This is a genomic window from Zophobihabitans entericus (assembly GCF_011745665.1).
In the GTDB taxonomy this organism is placed as follows: domain Bacteria; phylum Pseudomonadota; class Gammaproteobacteria; order Enterobacterales; family Orbaceae; genus Zophobihabitans; species Zophobihabitans entericus.
Genome location: NZ_CP050253.1, coordinates 2,305,539 through 2,324,262, shown reverse-complemented (window position 1 = coordinate 2,324,262; position 18,724 = coordinate 2,305,539). Strand labels below are relative to the sequence as shown.

16 protein-coding genes are annotated in these 18,724 nt (G+C 38.4%); 8 read left to right on the top strand and 8 right to left on the bottom strand.

The window, feature by feature from the left end:
• Position 1: 1 nt before the first annotated feature.
• The gene (locus IPMB12_RS10555; RefSeq protein ID WP_166917384.1) at positions 2-634 is read right to left on the bottom strand and encodes an NAD(P)-dependent oxidoreductase; all 633 of its coding nucleotides are present in this window, start codon (positions 632-634) and stop codon (positions 2-4) included.
• A 170-nt stretch (positions 635-804) separates the two neighbouring features.
• On the opposite strand from IPMB12_RS10555, the gene IPMB12_RS10550 reads away from it, so the two are divergent.
• Positions 805-1,131, top strand: coding sequence for a winged helix-turn-helix transcriptional regulator (locus IPMB12_RS10550; RefSeq protein ID WP_166917383.1), 327 nt, complete (start codon positions 805-807; stop codon positions 1,129-1,131).
• A 502-nt stretch (positions 1,132-1,633) separates the two neighbouring features.
• Here IPMB12_RS10550 and lolE read toward each other — a convergent pair.
• Genes lolE through lolC form a run of 3 tightly spaced genes read right to left on the bottom strand, consistent with a single transcriptional unit; the run spans position 1,634 to position 4,780 of the window.
• On the bottom strand, positions 1,634-2,878 hold the full coding sequence (lolE, locus tag IPMB12_RS10540) for a lipoprotein-releasing ABC transporter permease subunit LolE (RefSeq protein WP_166917382.1): 1,245 nt from the start codon (positions 2,876-2,878) through the stop codon (positions 1,634-1,636).
• Positions 2,875-3,582, bottom strand: a complete 708-nt coding sequence (gene lolD / locus IPMB12_RS10535) for a lipoprotein-releasing ABC transporter ATP-binding protein LolD (protein ID WP_166917381.1) — start codon at positions 3,580-3,582, stop codon at positions 2,875-2,877. Before lolD ends, lolE begins: the two co-directional genes overlap by 4 nt.
• Positions 3,575-4,780 (bottom strand): lipoprotein-releasing ABC transporter permease subunit LolC, encoded by a 1,206-nt coding sequence (lolC, locus tag IPMB12_RS10530; protein WP_166917380.1) that lies wholly within the window; start codon positions 4,778-4,780, stop codon positions 3,575-3,577. The genes lolD and lolC overlap by 8 nt, the downstream gene beginning before the upstream one ends.
• Positions 4,781-5,738: 958 nt before the next feature.
• Here lolC and mfd point away from each other — a divergent pair.
• From mfd to IPMB12_RS10510, 4 genes are all read left to right on the top strand, one after another.
• Entirely contained in the window at positions 5,739-9,194 is a 3,456-nt protein-coding gene (gene mfd / locus IPMB12_RS10525) for a transcription-repair coupling factor (protein WP_166917379.1), read from the top strand.
• Between the two features lie 85 nt (positions 9,195-9,279).
• Positions 9,280-10,851 (top strand): YdgA family protein, encoded by a 1,572-nt coding sequence (locus tag IPMB12_RS10520; RefSeq protein WP_166917378.1) that lies wholly within the window; start codon positions 9,280-9,282, stop codon positions 10,849-10,851.
• Positions 10,852-10,955: 104 nt separating this feature from the next.
• On the top strand, positions 10,956-11,420 hold the full coding sequence (locus IPMB12_RS10515; RefSeq protein WP_166917377.1) for a SulA-like leucine-rich domain-containing protein: 465 nt from the start codon (positions 10,956-10,958) through the stop codon (positions 11,418-11,420).
• 22 nt (positions 11,421-11,442) lie between these two features.
• Complete coding sequence (locus tag IPMB12_RS10510; RefSeq protein ID WP_166917376.1) at positions 11,443-12,126, top strand: DNA alkylation repair protein; 684 nt, start codon at positions 11,443-11,445, stop codon at positions 12,124-12,126.
• A gap of 248 nt (positions 12,127-12,374) precedes the next feature.
• Here the strand turns inward: IPMB12_RS10510 and rnd are convergent, their stop codons facing one another.
• Positions 12,375-13,457: a ribonuclease D gene (rnd, locus tag IPMB12_RS10505; RefSeq protein WP_166917375.1), complete on the bottom strand. Its 1,083-nt coding sequence runs from the start codon at positions 13,455-13,457 to the stop codon at positions 12,375-12,377.
• Between the two features lie 41 nt (positions 13,458-13,498).
• On the bottom strand, positions 13,499-14,653 hold the full coding sequence (locus tag IPMB12_RS10500; protein ID WP_166917374.1) for a metallophosphoesterase: 1,155 nt from the start codon (positions 14,651-14,653) through the stop codon (positions 13,499-13,501).
• 121 nt (positions 14,654-14,774) lie between these two features.
• On the opposite strand from IPMB12_RS10500, the gene IPMB12_RS10495 reads away from it, so the two are divergent.
• From IPMB12_RS10495 to cmoB, 3 genes are read left to right on the top strand one after another with little or no spacing between them, the layout of a single operon-like run.
• Positions 14,775-15,281, top strand: a complete 507-nt coding sequence (locus IPMB12_RS10495; RefSeq protein ID WP_166917373.1) for a hypothetical protein — start codon at positions 14,775-14,777, stop codon at positions 15,279-15,281.
• Positions 15,282-15,293: 12 nt separating this feature from the next.
• Entirely contained in the window at positions 15,294-16,016 is a 723-nt protein-coding gene (gene cmoA / locus IPMB12_RS10490) for a carboxy-S-adenosyl-L-methionine synthase CmoA (RefSeq protein WP_407704088.1), read from the top strand.
• Positions 16,017-16,048: 32 nt separating this feature from the next.
• Positions 16,049-17,017, top strand: a complete 969-nt coding sequence (cmoB, locus tag IPMB12_RS10485; protein WP_166917371.1) for a tRNA 5-methoxyuridine(34)/uridine 5-oxyacetic acid(34) synthase CmoB — start codon at positions 16,049-16,051, stop codon at positions 17,015-17,017.
• A gap of 355 nt (positions 17,018-17,372) precedes the next feature.
• Here cmoB and IPMB12_RS10480 read toward each other — a convergent pair whose 3' ends face one another.
• Together IPMB12_RS10480 and IPMB12_RS10475 are read right to left on the bottom strand one after the other, a co-directional pair.
• Positions 17,373-17,663, bottom strand: a complete 291-nt coding sequence (locus tag IPMB12_RS10480) for a putative quinol monooxygenase (RefSeq protein ID WP_166917370.1) — start codon at positions 17,661-17,663, stop codon at positions 17,373-17,375.
• Positions 17,663-18,718 carry a tRNA-dihydrouridine synthase gene (locus tag IPMB12_RS10475; protein ID WP_166917369.1) on the bottom strand — a complete coding sequence of 352 codons (1,056 nt, stop codon included), beginning with the start codon at positions 18,716-18,718 and terminating at the stop codon, positions 17,663-17,665. The genes IPMB12_RS10480 and IPMB12_RS10475 overlap by 1 nt, the downstream gene beginning before the upstream one ends.
• Positions 18,719-18,724: the final 6 nt, after the last annotated feature.

Below are 18,724 nucleotides of genomic sequence, written 5' to 3'. Positions count from 1 at the left end.
ATTATGCTGCAACAATAGTGAAACGTTTTTTAATAAATGCTTTATTAGCCAGTTCAGCCACCATTGCGATTGCATAATCAGCATAGCTGATATAGCTTTGCCCTTCTTTATTAGTCATTAAAAAGTCAGTCCCTAATTGATATTTACCTGTTCTTTTTCCATCAGGATCATAAAATGCCGCCGGGCTGAAGTAAGTCCAGTTTACTTTACTTACTTTTAATAGATCAAAAGATTCTGCCATATTGAGTGCCGTCGGTTTATAAGCGTCAGGGAAATCAGGAGTACTGGATAAACGCACTGATTTTTGTGGATCAACATATAAACTACCAGCTCCGCCAACTACTAGTAAACGAACCTGAGGAACTTGCTCAAAGATTTTAATCAAGTGTTGCATGGCAACCACATGCTGATGCTGATCATTTTGTGGTGCACTAAAAGCGTTGATAACTGCATCAAAACCTTTAATATCATTAACCGTTAAATCAAAGATATTGCGTTCTAGCACTTTAACTTTATCATGTGTGATTTTGGTTTTATCACGTACAATTGCGGTGACTTCATAACCTTTATTTAATGCTTCTGTCACAATATGCTGACCTGACTTTCCTGTAGCTCCAATTACAGCAACTTTCATTTGATTCTCCTTATTTCATCTAATTACATAATAGATTATTAGCTTAACAATGTTTGCCAGATAATCTGATTGAATTTATAATACTCCCATTAGTTACTAATGAAAAGTAAGCACCTTTTAGTTATCTAGTTACCAAAAAGTAACTAATAAAGGAAAAATAGGTAAATTAAATGAAATTACTCCCTCCTTGCCCGGTTGAAACCACACTACTCATGATTGGTGATAAATGGAAAGTATTAATCCTGCGTGACCTTATGGATGGTACTAAACGATTTGGTCAGCTACGTACCAGTATTGGCTCTATTAGCCAGAAAATGTTAACGCAGCAACTACGATCAATGGAAGAAGATGGACTGGTAAACAGAACTGTTTATGCAGAGGTTCCGCCTAAAGTGGAATACTCTTTAACTACACACGGAACTGAACTCAAAGTTGTTTTAGATGCTATGCACAGTTGGGGTGAGACTTATAAAGAACATCTTAATCAGAATGAATAAAGAGGTATGGCTTTATTATTCTGCCAGGTACATTTTTTCAGATATTAATTCACCTTCAAAAATTACGAATAAGTCGGGTAAATAGCAGGATCAAAAAAGGGCCTATTTTTGAATACGCCCTTTAATTCATTACATTAAGAAATTTTTAATTATTTCTTTTTAGCAGGTGCTTTCGCTGGAGCTTTAGCTGGTGCTTTTGCTGGCTCTTTCGCAGGAGCTTTAGCTGGAGTTTTAGCCATTTTGCTTTCCTTAGTTAAAAGTTTGAACTCATGATTATGTTCTTTTGAATATATGAATATTCCTCTCCTTTATACTCCTATAAAAAAGAAAATCAATACGCCGGAAATAAAATATTTTCAATATTCTTAGAAATTGATTTTTAAGCAAAAAAATAGCATTTTTTGTGACTGAGCAATACGATTTTTATTAAAAAAACGAATAAAAAAGAGGAGTAAAAATAGCATTTTTTATCCCTCTTATATTGTTCAATTGATATCTATTTTTAACTTTTACTCAGCACTCTGGCTGGATCAATTTTACATGCCCTTCTGGCTGGATAATAGCTGGCGATCAGACTTAAGATCATCGCAGTAATAAAAACGATAATGACATCTTTAATCTGTAGTTCCGAGGGCAGAAAATCAACAAAATAGATTTTACTATCCAAAAATTTATGGCCGGTGAGTGACTCAATAAACTTAATAATATTGGAGAGTTGTAAAGAAGCCACTATACCAAGAACGACTCCCACCAAACTGCCAATACTACCAGCGATCAGACCATACCAGATAAAAATACGTCGAATAAGGCGGTCATCTGCCCCTAAAGTTTTTAAAATGGCAATGTCTGATTGCTTATCTTTAACGGCAATAACTAGTGTAGACACAATATTGAAGCACGCTACACCAATAACCAGAATCATAGATAAGTACATGATTGAACGAATCATTTGAATATCACGGTACATATAGCCGTATTCAAATTCCCAGCTGCGCATACTCACAAAATCGTTAATATTGTTTACTGCCTGAGTAATGAGTCGATAGGACTGATACACATCATCCACATTAACAATAATGCCTGTGACACTGTCACCCATATTGGTTTGTTTTTGCGCATCTTCCAGTGGCATTAAAGCAAATTTATGTCCCAGATTACCCGTCAGATTAAGAATTCCAGCAATTTGTACACGTACCCTTTTAGGCGGTTTAAGTTGCTGGCTCTCATTAAGCACTGGAATGAGTAAAGTTACCCAGCTCCCTTCCTGTACTCCAAGTGTGTCAGCAAGTCCTTGTCCGATAATAATTTGTTGCTGATCCGACTTGAAGTTTTGCCAGGCACCATTTTGTACATATTGAGGAAGTAAGCTGATCTTCTCTTCCTGCTGTGGATCAACGCCTTTAACCTGTACCGCGGTTAATTTATTCCCATTTTCAAGCAAGCCAACAATTTCCACATAAGGTGCTGTTGCTACAATATGAGGTTGACTGTTAAGTTGTGCCTGTACACTACGCCAGTTATGCAATGGTTCACCAAGGGAATACACCTCACCATGGGGAACAACAGAGAGAATACGGGTTTTAAGTTCGCGTTCAAAACCATTCATGGCACTAAGCCCAATAATGAGAGCCGCAATACCAAGAGCAATACTAAAGGTAGAAATCACTGAAACCAGTGACAACATCCCACTACGTCTGCGCCCTTTTCTGAATCGCCAGCCAATCAGGAATGATAATGAACCTGTCATAGTGTATTTCCTGACTGAATCAGTTGACCACTACGCATTTCCAGCTGAATATCGAGTTTTTTAGCCAGATTCAAATCATGGGTTACCACTAAAAACGCTGTTCCCTGTTTTTTATTTAAATCAATAAGTAGTTCAAAGACAGTTTCAGCGGTGCTCTGGTCAAGATTTCCGGTTGGTTCATCGGCCATAACCAGTGACGGATTATTAATTAAAGCCCGACTAATTGCCACACGTTGACGTTCACCACCAGATAATTCTGATGGTCTGTGATTAACCCGGTGAGCCAGATTAACAGCACTTAACATCTGATTAGCGCGCTCTTTAGCTTCGTTAGGATTGACTCCGGCTATCAAAAGCGGCATCGCTACATTTTCCAGCGCTGTAAAATCAGGTAATAGATGATGAAACTGATAAATAAAGCCAATTTCTTTATTACGCAGGCGGGATTTTTCTGTTTCAGAGAGCTGCTTTAAGGATGATGATTTAAAAATGACATCACCGGAAGTTGGCGCATCAAGTCCACCGAGCAGATGAAGTAAGGTACTTTTACCTGAGCCGGAACTGCCAACAATTGCCATGAGTGCGCCAGGTTGAATATCAAAAGAAACCCCTTTTAATACTTCAGTTGTTAGTTTGCCCTCTTTATAGGTTTTATAAAGATCTTTAACTGATAATAAAGGTGCTTGATTTAGTGAATTATTCATAACGTAGAGCCTCAGCCGGATGAGTTTTGGCAGCCTGCCATGCAGGATAAAGCGTAGCCAGTATTGATACAGTAATTAGCGATAATACAATGGTGATAACCTGTCCGAGGTCCACGAGTGACGGCAGATAGATTCCCGATAGTGATAAACCAAGGAAAGACATAATATCATTGAGATATAAAGCAACAGTAATACCAATAGCCGAGCCCAGCACAGTCCCGATAATACCAGCACTGGCGCCTTGTACAATAAAGATAGACATGATACTACGCTGAGTTAAGCCCTGTGTTTTTAAGATAGCGACCTCACCTTGTTTTTCCATGACCAGTAAGCCCAGTGAAGTAATAATATTAAATACCGCTACAATGATAATTAAACTGATAATTAAGGCGATCATATTTTTTTCCATTTTAACCGCCTGAAAAAGTTCACCACGTTGTTCACGCCAGTCTTTAAAGATAAGGTTATCAGGTAGCTTTTGAGCAGTAATCTCTTCAATATCCAAAGGGTTATTAACAAACAGACGCCAGCTGGTGATTGTTCCTTGTGGATACCGCATCAGACGTGCTGCATCGTCCTGATGGACATAAATTAATGCTTTATTAATATCACTGTTAACTGAAAATATGCCCGTGATCGTAAATAATCGTTGGCTTGGGATTCTGCCAATTGGAGTAATCTGACTGGCCTGCGTAGACATAACTCTGATTTTATCGCCCGGTCCTACATTTAACTGGTCAGCCAGAGTACGTCCAATGACTAAGTTATATTGGCCAGCAACGAGTCCTGAAAAGTCACCAAAAAACAGATGTCTTTGAATTGGATCGTTTGAATTAGAGGGATCAATACCCAGTAATGTAGTGACAGTTAAGCTACTGGCACTTTCCAAAATGACCTCTCCGGTAACGAGAGATGTCACTGACTGAACCTGCTCAAGATCTTTAAAACGATCCGCCGGGTATTGTGTTGGATCTAAAGTATTATTTGGTGAAGTGATTTGTACCTGAGGAATAAAATCCAGAATGCTTTTTTGCATTTCCCGCTCAAGTCCATTCATGACAGAAAGTACCACTATTAGAGCGATTGAACCAAGGGTTAAACCAATCATGGACAACCATGATACAAAGCGCCCGAAACGATCAGCATTTTTGCCATAAACATAGCGAAAACCAATAAACAGTGATAATGGGCGATACATCGTTATCCTTTAAAGCAGAATAGATTTTAATGTAATTTATAACCTATTGATTTTATTACATTTTTTATATTAAGAATGATGTTGCTATTTTATCATGTTTTTTATTAAGGCACTAAACGTTTATAGGGGGTGTGCGCTGCTTATGTAGGAGTTTGGGTTTAGTGTTGGTATTAGCAGGGTTTGTGGCGGGGAGCACGCCCCGCATATGTGATCTTTTTGGTGTGGTTGCTCGTTCCGTGAGACTTGATGGCCTACCGCACCCCATAGGCACCCGCTCGAGGACTCGCTAAGACCTATGAGGTACGCTCTCCATCAATCAACACTTTCCAGTTGTAAATCCATTTACTACCTACCACACCAAATAAAATAAGGCTGAATCTAACTTATTCTCTTTATTAGATTCAATATAATTTCTATCAATATAGATTCTTTATTTATCTTTTAAATAAAAATGCTTATTAATCAATATATTATTATATATTTAAATTAATTAACTAATTGATTAAATTGAAGAATTTATTATTTTTTAAGATCCAAAGGCGCGGCTATGCCGCGCAACTGTATTTTTAAAGCATTTATGGGTTTTAAGGGTTTAGGATCAGTTATTGAAATTGATGGAGACCATATTGTAGAGGTCGCAGTCGGCCTGACGAACGGGCGCCTCTGCAGTATGGTAGGCCGTCAAGCTCACAGAACGAGCAACCACACCAAAGAAACACGTTCGGGGGTGTATCCCCCAACAAACACAAGCTAATAACCACACAAAGACAAAAATTACGCCAGCGGGGCGAGTTCCCCGCCAATCACCCTGCTTATAACAAACACAGAACCAAAGCCCTTCTATAACAACATCAAAAAAGAACTTTAATTCTAGTCGTTATTTCAGTTAATAATCCTTATAATGGATACCTATAATTTTCTTATCCCGTAAATTCGAATAACTAAAGATAGCGTTTAAATGTCAATTCATACACCGTCAGTTTCACTTCCGCAGCAGCCGGGAGAAATTAAAGAATATGGTCAGTTAGTTGGTTCTGCTGGCGCACTCATTTGTGCAGAAATTATTGCTCAGCATCAAGGCTCACTTTTGATTATTACTGATGATATGCAACAAGCAGCCCGTTTACACGAAGAATTAAAACAGTTTTCGACTGATTCCTCGATGATTTTCCCGGATTGGGAAACATTACCTTATGATAGCTTTTCTCCTCATCAGGATATCGTCTCTGACCGTCTTTCCTGTCTGTATCAATTAGGCCACTCAGATAAGCGAGTTTTACTGTTGCCTATTACAACGTTGATGCAAAAAGTCTGCCCAGCCAGTTTCTTATCCGGTCATGTTTTTATCATGAAAAAAGGTCAGATGATCTCGCGTGATAATTTACGTATGCAACTAGATAATGCTGGTTATCGCTCTGTCAGTCAGGTGATGGAACACGGTGAATATGCAACACGTGGTGCTTTACTCGATATTTATCCTATGGGGAGTCAAGCGCCCTATCGTTTAGACTTCTTTGATGATGAGATTGATAGTATTCGTACTTTTGATATTGAAACACAAAGAACGATTAGCGAAATAAACGAAGTACAGTTATTACCAGCTCATGAATTTCCATTTGATAAAGAGGCTATTGAACTGTTTCGTAGCCAGTGGCGTGAACAATTTGATGTACGCCGTGAACCGGAAAGTATCTATCAGCAGGTCAGTAAAAATATTTTACCAACTGGAATCGAATACTGGCAGGCACTCTTTTTTAAAGAGCCACTTGCCCCGTTATTTAGCTATCTGCCACAAAATACTTTAGTCGTAAACACCGCAAATATTCAGACCGCAGCAGAAAAATACTGGCAAGATATTGGTCAGCGCTATGAAAGCCGTAAAGTGGATCCTATGCGTCCGTTACTTTCACCAGAAGTGATTTGGTGTAAAGTTGATGAGATCTATGCCTCATTTAAACATTATCCACGTATACAACTTTCAGCTGAAGCTTTTGCTCGTAAAAAGAGCCAGCAAACGAATTTAGATTTTCAGGCTCTGCCCGATATTTCCCTTCAGCATCAACACAAAGAGCCTTTTCATCAGTTCCGCCAATTTGCTGAAAGTTTTACTGGTAAGATTGTTTTTTCAGTCGAATCAGAAGGACGTCGTGAAGCCTTACAAGATCTTCTGCAACGTATAAAAATTCGTCCAACAATCATTCAGTCTTTATCACAAATCAATAGTGATGAGCGTTTCTATTTAATGCTTGGTATGGCTGAACAAGGATTTATCGATAATCGTCAGCAACTGGCATTAATAAGTGAAAATGATCTGCTTGGTCAGCGTATTATTCGTCGTAAGAAAGATAATAAACAAGTTATTAATACAGATACATTGATTCGCAGTCTGGCGGAGCTGACTCCCGGTAAACCGGTTGTGCATCTTGAACATGGTGTCGGGCGCTATATTGGTTTAACAACACTTGAAGCTGGCGGAATTACTGCTGAATACCTGATTTTAAGCTATGCCAACGATACTAAATTATATGTGCCAGTATCATCACTGAATCTGATCAGTCGCTATTCGGGTGGTGATGAAGAAAATGCACCACTACATAAACTGGGTACTGATACCTGGAGTCGGGCAAGACAAAAAGCGGCCGAAAAAGTAAGAGATGTTGCTGCTGAACTGTTAGATATTTACGCACAGCGTGAAGCAAAACCCGGGTTTGAATTTAAACAAGATCGTGAACAGTACGAACAATTCTGTCAGTCATTCCCTTATCAAATTACCGAGGACCAGCAAAGTGCAATTGCGGCAGTACTTGGTGATATGCATGAACCTAAAGCCATGGATCGACTGGTTTGTGGTGATGTCGGATTTGGCAAAACGGAAGTAGCTATGCGAGCAACTTTCTTAGCCGTTATCAACCATAAACAAGTGGCAATTTTAGTGCCAACCACCCTGCTTGCTCAGCAACATTTTGAAAACTTTAGAGATCGCTTTGCCAACTGGCCAGTCAGAATTGAAGTGTTATCACGCTTTAAAACGGCTAAAGAACAACAGGCAATTTTAAAAGATGTGACTGAAGGTAAAGTTGATATTGTGGTCGGAACACATAAACTGCTGCAAACAGACGTTAAATGGAAAGATCTTGGCCTATTAATTGTTGATGAAGAGCACCGTTTTGGTGTGCGTCAGAAAGAACGAATTAAAGCCATGCGAGCTGACGTTGATATTTTAACATTAACCGCCACCCCAATTCCGCGAACGCTTAATATGGCGATGAGTGGCATGCGTGACTTGTCTATTATTGCAACTCCACCCGCTCGTCGCTTAGCTGTAAAAACCTTTGTCAGAGAGTATGAAAAGTTAGTCATTCGCGAAGCTATACTACGTGAAATTTTACGTGGTGGTCAGGTCTACTATCTGCATAATGATGTTGAAAACATTGAAAAAACGCGTGCTAAGATTGCTGAGCTGGTGCCTGAAGCTCGTCTGGCAATCGGGCATGGTCAGATGCATGAGCGCGATCTGGAACGTGTGATGAACGACTTTCATCATCAAAAGTTTAATGTACTAATCTGCACTACGATTATTGAAACCGGTATTGACGTACCTAATGCCAATACTATTATTATCGAACGTGCCGATAAATTTGGTCTGGCACAGTTGCATCAATTACGTGGGCGTGTCGGGCGCTCTTACCATCAGGCTTATGCTTATCTGTTAACACCACCACCAAAAGCGATGACAGCAGACGCTAAAAAGCGTCTTGATGCGATTGCCTCACTTGAGGATTTAGGCGCAGGTTTTGCGCTTGCCACTCACGACCTTGAAATTCGTGGTGCCGGTGAACTATTAGGTGAAGACCAAAGTGGCCAAATAGAAACTATTGGTTTTACACTTTATATGGAACTACTGGAAGACGCTGTACAGTCACTAAAAGATGGTAAAGAGCCCTCACTTGAATCACTACTTAGCAGTAATCAAACAGAGCTTGAACTACGTCTACCGACTCTTATTCCTGATAACTTTATTCCAGATGTTAATACTCGTTTATCTCTATATAAACGTATTGCCAGTACTGATAATGAACAGGAGATCAATGAGATCAAAGTTGAAATGATTGATCGCTTTGGACTGTTACCTGATCCGGTGCGTTTCCTGCTGGAAACCACAGAACTACGTCAGCAGGCTCAAAAACTAGGCATTACTAAAATTGAGTTTAGTGAAAAAGGCGGATTTATTGAATTTGGTGACAAAAATCGTGTTTCACCGGATTATTTAATCAGTCAGATTCAGAAGTCACCTAAACTTTTCCGTTTAGATGGACCAAATCGCTTAAAGCTACAGAAAGAAAATTTAGAACGAATGGACAGAATTCAATATATTCGTAATTTGCTTGATGATTTTAGCCAACATAGTTGGTAATGTTAAGCGTAAAAAATTTAGCTACAATAAGATTAAATTACATTGAGACTCAATGTAAACACTCAGTAAATAGGAATAATTAAACATGAAAAAAAGCGTTATAGCTATTGGTGTTATTGCAGTACTTGGATGTGCGTGGATTGGTGCATCATGGTATACAGGTAATATGATCGAGGAAAAAATTGATCGTAAACTCAATCAATTTGAAACAGTTGTTAATAGTCAGCAAAATTATTTTGATTTACAACTTTCGTATACAGATTATGAAAAAGGTGTTTTTTCTACCTCTTTTCATTTAAAAGCAGAGATTATAAAGCCTCGTACTGAGGCTGAAATTTATGAAGGTTTCTTTGAGCCATCATCTATTCCGATTAATAAAGTGATCTTTGATGATACTGTGACTATTTATCACGGCCCTTTCCCACTTAACCGTCTAAAATCATTTAGCTTAATGCCTAAATTAGCTGGCGCTGAATATACAATTAAACAAGATGAAACCGTTTCTAATCTTGAACCGCAGTTAATTGCAGGTCTGGTCGTCGATTACAGTGAAAATATGGAGTTAAACGTTAATTCCCAACCTCTTGTTTATAATAAAGAAAAAGATGGCGGAACAGAACATGATGTCGATCACGTAGATATTTCAGCAACCAATTTATACTTTTTTACCGATAAACAATTTACTCAATCTACTCTAAATTACCAGATGGATAAATTGATTATGCAAAAAGATGATTTAGGCTTTGATGTGAGGAATTTTACTCTTAATGTTATCCCTCAAAAAGATCAACAAGGCGTTGATGGTAAAGTCACTGTAGATTCTTTGACTATTAGTGATAACAGAGGTTACCGTGCTTATGATACGGAGCTTAAAGGCATTACCTATACAATGGGGTTCAGTATTGCTGATGGGATTAATGCAATAGGTTTTACTAATAATAACCTGATTAATATCGAGCAGTTAAATGTCTTATCAGAAGATAACGAAACTACACTAAATAGTATTCAACTTACCAGCAATAACTATTCTAATGATAATGTTAATATTTATGGTGACTTATCATTTAATCTTGACCAATGGAAACAAGATATGCAATTGCTTGGCCGTGGTGAGATGAAATTCTCCTATGTCAATTTACCACTTAAAACTTTCAGCAATTCTTTGATGAATCAGTTAACCGGCTATTATGATGAGACATTTGATGCATCTAAATTTGAACATGTTACCTTTAATCTGGAAAATGTGTCCTGGACTAATACTCAAGGCACTATGGATTTTAGCCTGTTTATGAATCTATCTGATGTTGATGTGTCTGATGGCTTTAGCCTCTCGAGCGTTGAAGAAGAAAATGTTGATGATTTTAAATTTAATTTAAGTGTTCCGTTTGATGTACTGGCTTATTCGATTGCACAAATTGAAAATTCAAATGCACCAGAAGTTTCATCCAACGATATTCAGGAGGCGCATCAGACTCTGCAATATTTAACGATGTTCCTGGCTCGTTCCCCGGTATTTAATGTGGTGGACTTCTCTAATGACGAATATAAAGCGGGAGTTTATTCTCAGCTTGAATATTCCAGAAATAATCCTAAAGCTGAAATTAATGGTGAACCTGTTACAGCACAGCGTTTCTTTAAAGTTATTGGTAATTTTTAAAAGTTTAATTTGACAATAAAATAGATTAAATAAAATAATATTTTACAAACCCAAAATACTGTATTAATATACACTGTATGTTAATACAGTAATTCGGGTGAGTTATGCAAAATCTAAAAACAAATCGTATCATCAAATCAGGTCAAATTCACGTCGCACAAAGCGAACAACTTAATACCGTGGCTTTTGACTCTCCACTACAACAAGTATTACAACAACAATTACCTTTACTTCGTCTGTTAGATCAACAGCATAAATGGCAATTATGGTTATCTTCTCGTCCTATGCTTGCACGTAGCTGGATTCAATATGCTGGTCTGGCAGAATCTAAAGTTGTACAGTTACCTTATATTCCGGCACAAAAAATGGTTGATGTAATTGAAAAAGCATTACTAGCCTGCACTTCAAGTTATATTGTTGCTTGTGCTAATGATTTAACTGACAGTGAAAAACAGCGTCTGCAAATTGCAGTTAAAGCAAGTGGAACACATTTATTTTTAGTTAATGATGATTACATGAATTATCATGACTTCATGACGATGTCTAAACAACTTAATCAGTTACATTAATTATTTATAATACTAAATACTTATGATACTAAAACAGATGGAAACTGAGCTCACCCGGCTTTCTGATCCAGAAAAGAAGATCCAGTTACCGCGTTTCTTTAAAACCGGTAAAGGAGAATATGGAGAAGGCGATCTGTTTTTAGGTGTTGTTGTTCCTGATATCAGAAAAACGGCTAAAAAATACCTGTCATTAACACTTGCTGAAGTTACCCAGCTTTTAGCCAGTCCCTATCATGAGATCCGTCTTTGTGCCCTGCTAATTCTGGTTGAGCAATATAAAAAAGCGGATTCAGCTTATCGTCAAATCATCTATGATTTTTACCTAGCTCATACCCAACACATCAATAACTGGGATCTGGTTGATTTAAGTTGTCGGTTCATTGTTGGAGAACATCTCAAAGATTCAAGAGAACGTTCCATCCTTTATCGATTATCTAAAAGCATCAATCTATGGGAACGTCGTATTGCAGTTGTTTCTTGTTATACCTTTATTAAGAATAATGATTTTACTGATATTATCACTCTATCCAGTCAGTTACTGAGTGATAAACATGACCTTATGCATAAAGCAACGGGCTGGATGCTAAGAGAAATGGGTAAATGTAATAAAGATGAACTCATTCATTTCTTAAATCAGCATTACAAAGATATGCCAAGAACCATGCTGAGATATTCCATAGAAAAACTTACCCCGGAAGAAAAATAGTTCTATATGAAATAAAGTTTTTGGGCGCACTGCGCCACCCGGGCGCAATCATGTTTTTCTGTGTCTTCAGTAGAGCAGCGCGCAAGTTTAAGTTTAATGCTGGTATTCGCATGGTATAAGAAACATTTTCGAGGGTGTATCGCCGACAAACAGACATACCGATAAAACGATACACGCCAGCGGGGCGTGCTCCCCGCCAAATACCCTGCTTATAACCACACAGGAACCATTAATTACAAGAAATCCCCTTATAGCCTTCCCTTTAGCAGCTCTCCACGCCACCCACTTAGCAGCTCTGGCTGTTCAGCTTCTTCTTTATTTAGCCATTTAACATACTGGTTAATCTGACGGCGGGAAACAATAAGTTCCGGGCTTAAATCAGCATCTTTAGCAACTATTTCTGCTTGTTGCTTAATATGGGTTGCGATCTTCTTATAATCAGGATAATCAATAACTTGTCTAATTGGCTCAACCATCTCTGTTAGTGGTTCTTTGAGAAAATCTAAAATAATCTGTCCATATAAACGAATCTCTTTACCGCGCATCCCCAGTGACTCAAGCTCAGCTAAAGAAGTTGGTTTATATTTTGCAATTTTCCATAATACTTCTTCATGGACAATAAAATTCACAGCAATATCATGTTGCCTTGCATAATTTAAACGCCACTGAGCAAGTCTTTTCAGATAACTTAAGGCTTCAGTCTTTAATTGCCAGGCATTTTTAATCACTAAATACGCATCAGCCGACGCCAGAACCTGTTTTTTACGGGTAATTGATAACTGACAATCCTCATAAGCTGCAGCCAGCCATCCTTTTGCATTAATCTGAGCAATAAGCTTATCCATTAACGGAATTAAATAATAAACATCTGCAGCTGCATAATGACACTGTTTATCCGTCAATGGGCGTAATAACCAATCAGTGCGTGTTTCACTCTTATCAAGTTCAACACCCAAATATTTATTGACTAAAGTCGCATAACCACTACTAATTGGATTATCTAAAAATGCAGCGACAACCTGACTATCCAGCAAGGGTTGTGGAATAAAATTGAACTCATGCATAAAAACATCAAGGTCTTCACTACAGGCGTGAAAGTACTTCTGGCTTTCTGCTGATTTTAAAATATCAGTAAAACACTGCCAGTTCTGGATATTTAAAGGATCGATCAAAGCCAGATGCTGAGCGTTATACACCTGAATTAGTCCCAGACGGGGATAATAAGTCCGGGTTCTGACAAATTCAGTATCTAAAGCAAGCTGCTGGCTGTTCTTAATTTTTTCACAAAACGTGACCAGTTCACTATCTGTGGTGACTAATTGGTAATTCAAAATATCCTACCCTGTTTTTCTTATACTTTTATATAAATAGACTATTGTTGAAAGTGAATGTCAGTAACAACAATTTCAGCTTGAGTAAGCAAGCGAATCGGAGGTCCCCATAAGCCATAACCGCTGCTGACAATACTGGTGAAATGATTGCCGATCATATATTGACCCCAGGCGTTATCATACATCATTTCAACGAGTAAATTCATTGGGAAGACTTGCCCGGCATGAGTGTGCCCCGAATACATTACATCAACACCTGCACGTGCAGCCTCTGGTAAAAAGCGTGGTTGATGGTCGAGTAATAAAACAGGTTTTGCAGTATCAACCTGAGTGATTAAATCATTAAGTTCTAAACGAGTTCTGCCTAATTGTGGTACCACATAATCATCCCGTCCAATTAAAGAAATACCCAGTTCCGGATAGTATTTAACCTGATCACGCAAAACCAACATATTCGAGTCTTCAAATGCTTTTGTAATATCATCAAGAGTATTCTTTTCTGTCACTAATCTTGTGCCGTAATGTTCGTGATTACCAAAAATAACGATTGTGCCATAAGTAGATTTTAAAGTGGCCAATATTGCTGGCAGTCCTTTTTCCAGATATGGAAATAAAGCCATATCCAATGTATCACCAGTTATAAAAATAAAGTCCGCATTTAGGGAATTCACTTTATTAACTAACTCTTTGATTGATTCAGGGCTGGTTGTCTCGCTCACGTGAATATCAGATAACTGAACGATACGTAAATCTTTTACCAGTGCAGGTTTATCTATTGTAATATCATAAATAATAGTTCTTGGACTGCTGGCTGAATGTAAACCAATAGCAAACATGCCAATAGCAATCACTAAGTATGCCATTTTAATCTTACGTTTTGGTTTTAGGCGTTGACGTGTAAAGGCATAACGCAGTACAAAAAAGATATCAAAAAGTATACAGGTAAAAAACAGACATAAAACAAATGAGAAAATATAGTTACTTAGTAATGGAAACCAGTAATCATCTGGTTTTGCAAAAATTCGGGTTAAAATGAAGGATAAACTGGCAAGAATAATAACAACCCAGAAAATCTTCTTAGGTAAAGATGAAAAATAGCCTGATTGACTGTAGTTGAAAATAGCCAGTAGTCGGCATCCAATATAAACAGCAATGACAAAACTTAAGACAACCGCAATAACAAAAAACAGACCCATTTAAACTCTCTACTAATAAAAACAGTACCAACTCATCGAAATAGCATTCGCCTAGTGTTTTTAGCGTTTCTGAATGCTATAATGCTTCACTTTATTAAACCCATAGAATATATAGAAGAATATGATTTCAGTAAATACATTTTATACCGTGCTAGTTATCTTCGCACTTTCTGTTCCATCCTTGATTGTTTTTATGTTACGGCGTCACATCGTCTCTTCTAAAAAACGCTATTATGCATGGTTAATCATCTTCTTTATCTCTGTCTTTGGCGGTCATTTACTTAAGACTGAAGTGTATATCTTTGGAGAAACTGAAGGCAGCAAAGAATATAGTCGATTTGTCACAGTTTACCCAACTGAGATTACCCTGCCAAATGGGCGTGTTGCTGAAATTGCACCAAGACTTGGTTTAAGCCTTGATAAAGCTTTAGTGATTAACCTTTCCAGAAAACCGATGTATTTAGAAATGGTGGTTTATGGTAATGCTTCTTCTAAACCTGGCCGTCAAACATTATCTGCTTATCAGGTTTCTAAAGTAGATAATCGTATTGACTATATTTTTGTCGAACCACCATCATCAATTAAAATAAAAGGTGATTCATCAATACGTGGTTGGATTCATTACTAATTAAGTTAATTTATTATGAATAAAGATACCCTATTCTCCGCTCCTATTGAAAAACTTGGTGACTGGACATTTGATGAGAAAGTTGCGGAAGTTTTTCCTGATATGATCCAACGCTCGGTACCTGGTTATTCCAACATTATCTCTATGATTGGGATGCTGGCCGGACGTTTTGTAAAGTCTGACACCAATGTCTATGATTTAGGCTGTTCACTTGGGGCTGCAACCCTCTCCATACGCCGTAATGTACAGAATTGCCGTATTATTGCAGTTGATAACTCTCCGGCCATGATTGAGCGTTGTCAGCGTCATATCAGTGCTTTTAAATCAAGTACTCCTGTTGATGTTATCTGTGCTGACATTTGTGATATTGAGATAAATAATGCTTCAATGGTAGTTTTAAACTTTACCTTACAATTTTTAACGCCAGAAGACAGACAAAAACTGTTAACTAAAATCTATCAGGGATTAAATCCTAAAGGGGTTTTGGTGTTATCAGAGAAGTTTAGTTTTAAAGATCCTCAGATTAATGAATTGTTATTTGATATGCATCATGACTTCAAACGTGCCAATGGCTATAGCGAACTGGAAATCAGTCAAAAGCGTAGCATGCTGGAGAACGTGATGTTAACTGACTCGATTGAAACTCATAAAAATCGTCTTAAACAAGCTGGTTTTGAGCATATCAGCACCTGGTTTCAATGTTTTAATTTTGGTTCGATTATTGCCATTAAGTAATTACCATTAAGTAACTATAATAAAGGAATACTATGTTTGATTTTTCTCCTTTTTATCAACAAATAGCGACAGGTAAACTGGGTCACTGGCTTGAAGTGCTGCCAGCTCAACTGGCACAGTGGCAAGCACAGAATAATGATCATCGCTACAGTCAATGGTTAAAAAGTCTGGATAATCTGCCGGTTGTTTCGCCTGACAATATTGATCTCACACATAGTGTTACAGTAAATAGTACCCAACCATTAACTGATGGTGAATTAAAACGCCTGACTCATGTGTTACAAGGGTTAAGTCCATGGCGTAAAGGCCCTTTTCACTTATACGGACTTCATGTTGATACTGAGTGGCGTTCTGACTGGAAATGGGATCGGGTTATTCCTCATATTCAACCGCTGGACGGGCGAACAATTTTAGATGTGGGCTGTAATAGTGGCTATCACTTGTGGCGTATGGTTGGAGCCGGAGCAAAACTGGCTGTCGGTATTGATCCTATGTCACTCTATTTATGTCAGTTTGAAGCTATTCGTCAGTTACTTGGTGGTGATACCCGAGCACATTTCTTACCACTTGGTATTGAGCAGCTCCCTGCTCTGGCTGCTTTTGATACCGTTTTTTCAATGGGTGTGTTATATCACAGACGTTCGCCACTTGATCATCTTATTCAACTGAAAGATCAGCTGGTATCGGGTGGTGAACTGGTGCTTGAAACATTAATTATTGATGGTGATATTAATGATGTATTGGTACCCGGCGAACGTTATGCCCAGATGCGTAATGTCTATTTTATTCCTTCTATTGAAGCGATGAAAAACTGGCTGACTAAGTGTGGCTTTAAAGACATTAAAGTGGTCGATGTTTCGGTTACAACAACGAATGAGCAACGCAAAACTGAGTGGATGACGTCTGATTCTTTATCGGACTTTTTAGATCCAAATGATGCAAGCAAAACGATTGAAGGATATCCGGCGCCTAAACGAGCTGTGTTTATTGCGACTAAGTAGATTTTTGGTTTTGTGTTGTTATTAGCAGGGTTTGGGGCGGACATCGCCGCCCACATGCAATATATTTTGTTCTGTGTTTGTATTAGCATGGTGCTAGGCGGGGAGCACGCCCCGCTGGCGTGATCTTCTTTGGTGTGGTTGCTGACTCAGTGAGACTTGATGGCCTACCGCACACCCCATAGGCACCCGCTCGAGGGCTCGCTAAGACCTATGAGGTACGCTCTCCATCAATCAATACTTCCCAGTCGCTAATTGCTAACATAATAGAAAGTATTGCGCCCGGGCGGCGCAGTCCGCCCTTATAACAGCACAGATCTTAGAAGTTAAAAAAAGCTCGACTATGTCGCGTAATACTTTAGAAAAGTTGTTTTAAAATATGTAACTGACGGCCTTCTAATTTACCATCAATAAACGCTTTGAAGTGTTTGAAATGCTCGGTCACATTATGTTCATCAATCGCTTGCTGAGATGCCCAGCTTTCAGTAAATACGTAAACTAATGGATTTTTAGTATCCTGATTGAGATCATATCTCACACACCCTGCTTCTTTACGACTCGCCTCAACAATCTTTTTAAACTCAACACGAAATTCTTTGTCATATTCAGGTTTAACCGTAAAAATAGCTACAATATTTAATTGACTCATTATAAAGCTCCTGTTGGATAATTCTGTTTGATCTCTAAAGCCAGATTTGGATGCCACATAGCACCAGTTGCACTCATTACCGCATCAGCACCCGCTGATAAATATTGCTTAAAATGTTGCGGCTGATTAACACCACCCACACCAACAATAGCAAATTTTAATTCCATTCTAGCGCGTAAAGACGCTAAACGCTGTACCATATCAAGTCCAGCCCAGCGAATGGCATCACCACATACGCCCCCTTCCGGACGATTAGCTGACAACGCCGGTTGCCCCTGAGCATTAACCGGACGCGCGGACAAGGTATTGATTGTACTAAAACCATCAACTAAATGCCCAATTTTTTTCAGTAAATTAGTCAGTGACTGTTCATCAGAAAAGTAAGCCAGTTTAATGAGAAGTGGTAAATCAGGTACTGCATTTTTCATTGCATGGACGATACGTTCAACTTTATCAAAATCAAAACACAGTAAATGATGAGCACCTTCATTTGGACAACTCATATTGGCTTCCAGTGCATGAGCTTTAGTTTCCGCCACAAGACGAGCAGCAAGTGCATAATCATCTTCAATTGAACCAAGCCCTTGTGTCCCCTGAAAACTACCAATCAGTATCTGACCTTTTCCGGTTGCCTGTACTGCCCTTGCCATATCCGCTTGCCAGATCTCTGGTTTATATGACGGAACCCCAAAAGAGTTAGTAATTGAGAGTGGCTGACTATAATGATTATCAGCCAAAACAGTATCTAACTGGGCACTTAACTTACCTTCCGGGTGAATAGCTAAAACATTAGGTAACGGATGACTTTTATGTTCCACAGTACGAACGGTTTTATACACACAGATATCATAACCATACGCAAAGGCAGCTCGCGCAAAATTAGCATTGAGTAATGGCCCTGCCGGAATACCAAATGGCGTATTCACCTGATAACCTAAAAATGAGGTTGGTTTAGTTACCGGAATAACAGGTTTATCAGCGCTCGCAAAAAGGCCAAAAGGACCTTGCTGGTAATTCTCTTCATAACTTAAAGTGGGATTATAAAAGGGTGTCATATATTT

Bases quoted from the DNA above. Each gene is read 5' to 3' on its own strand.
- IPMB12_RS10555 (WP_166917384.1), bottom strand. From the start codon at position 634: ATGAAAGTTGCTGTAATTGGAGCTACAGGAAAGTCAGGTCAGCATATT.
- IPMB12_RS10550 (WP_166917383.1), top strand. From the start codon at position 805: ATGAAATTACTCCCTCCTTGCCCGGTTGAAACCACACTACTCATGATT.
- lolE (WP_166917382.1), bottom strand. From the start codon at position 2,878: ATGACAGGTTCATTATCATTCCTGATTGGCTGGCGATTCAGAAAAGGG.
- lolD (WP_166917381.1), bottom strand. From the start codon at position 3,582: ATGAATAATTCACTAAATCAAGCACCTTTATTATCAGTTAAAGATCTT.
- lolC (WP_166917380.1), bottom strand. From the start codon at position 4,780: ATGTATCGCCCATTATCACTGTTTATTGGTTTTCGCTATGTTTATGGC.
- mfd (WP_166917379.1), top strand. From the start codon at position 5,739: ATGTCAATTCATACACCGTCAGTTTCACTTCCGCAGCAGCCGGGAGAA.
- IPMB12_RS10520 (WP_166917378.1), top strand. From the start codon at position 9,280: ATGAAAAAAAGCGTTATAGCTATTGGTGTTATTGCAGTACTTGGATGT.
- IPMB12_RS10515 (WP_166917377.1), top strand. From the start codon at position 10,956: ATGCAAAATCTAAAAACAAATCGTATCATCAAATCAGGTCAAATTCAC.
- IPMB12_RS10510 (WP_166917376.1), top strand. From the start codon at position 11,443: ATGATACTAAAACAGATGGAAACTGAGCTCACCCGGCTTTCTGATCCA.
- IPMB12_RS10500 (WP_166917374.1), bottom strand. From the start codon at position 14,653: ATGGGTCTGTTTTTTGTTATTGCGGTTGTCTTAAGTTTTGTCATTGCT.
- IPMB12_RS10495 (WP_166917373.1), top strand. From the start codon at position 14,775: ATGATTTCAGTAAATACATTTTATACCGTGCTAGTTATCTTCGCACTT.
- cmoB (WP_166917371.1), top strand. From the start codon at position 16,049: ATGTTTGATTTTTCTCCTTTTTATCAACAAATAGCGACAGGTAAACTG.
- IPMB12_RS10480 (WP_166917370.1), bottom strand. From the start codon at position 17,663: ATGAGTCAATTAAATATTGTAGCTATTTTTACGGTTAAACCTGAATAT.
- IPMB12_RS10475 (WP_166917369.1), bottom strand. From the start codon at position 18,718: ATGACACCCTTTTATAATCCCACTTTAAGTTATGAAGAGAATTACCAG.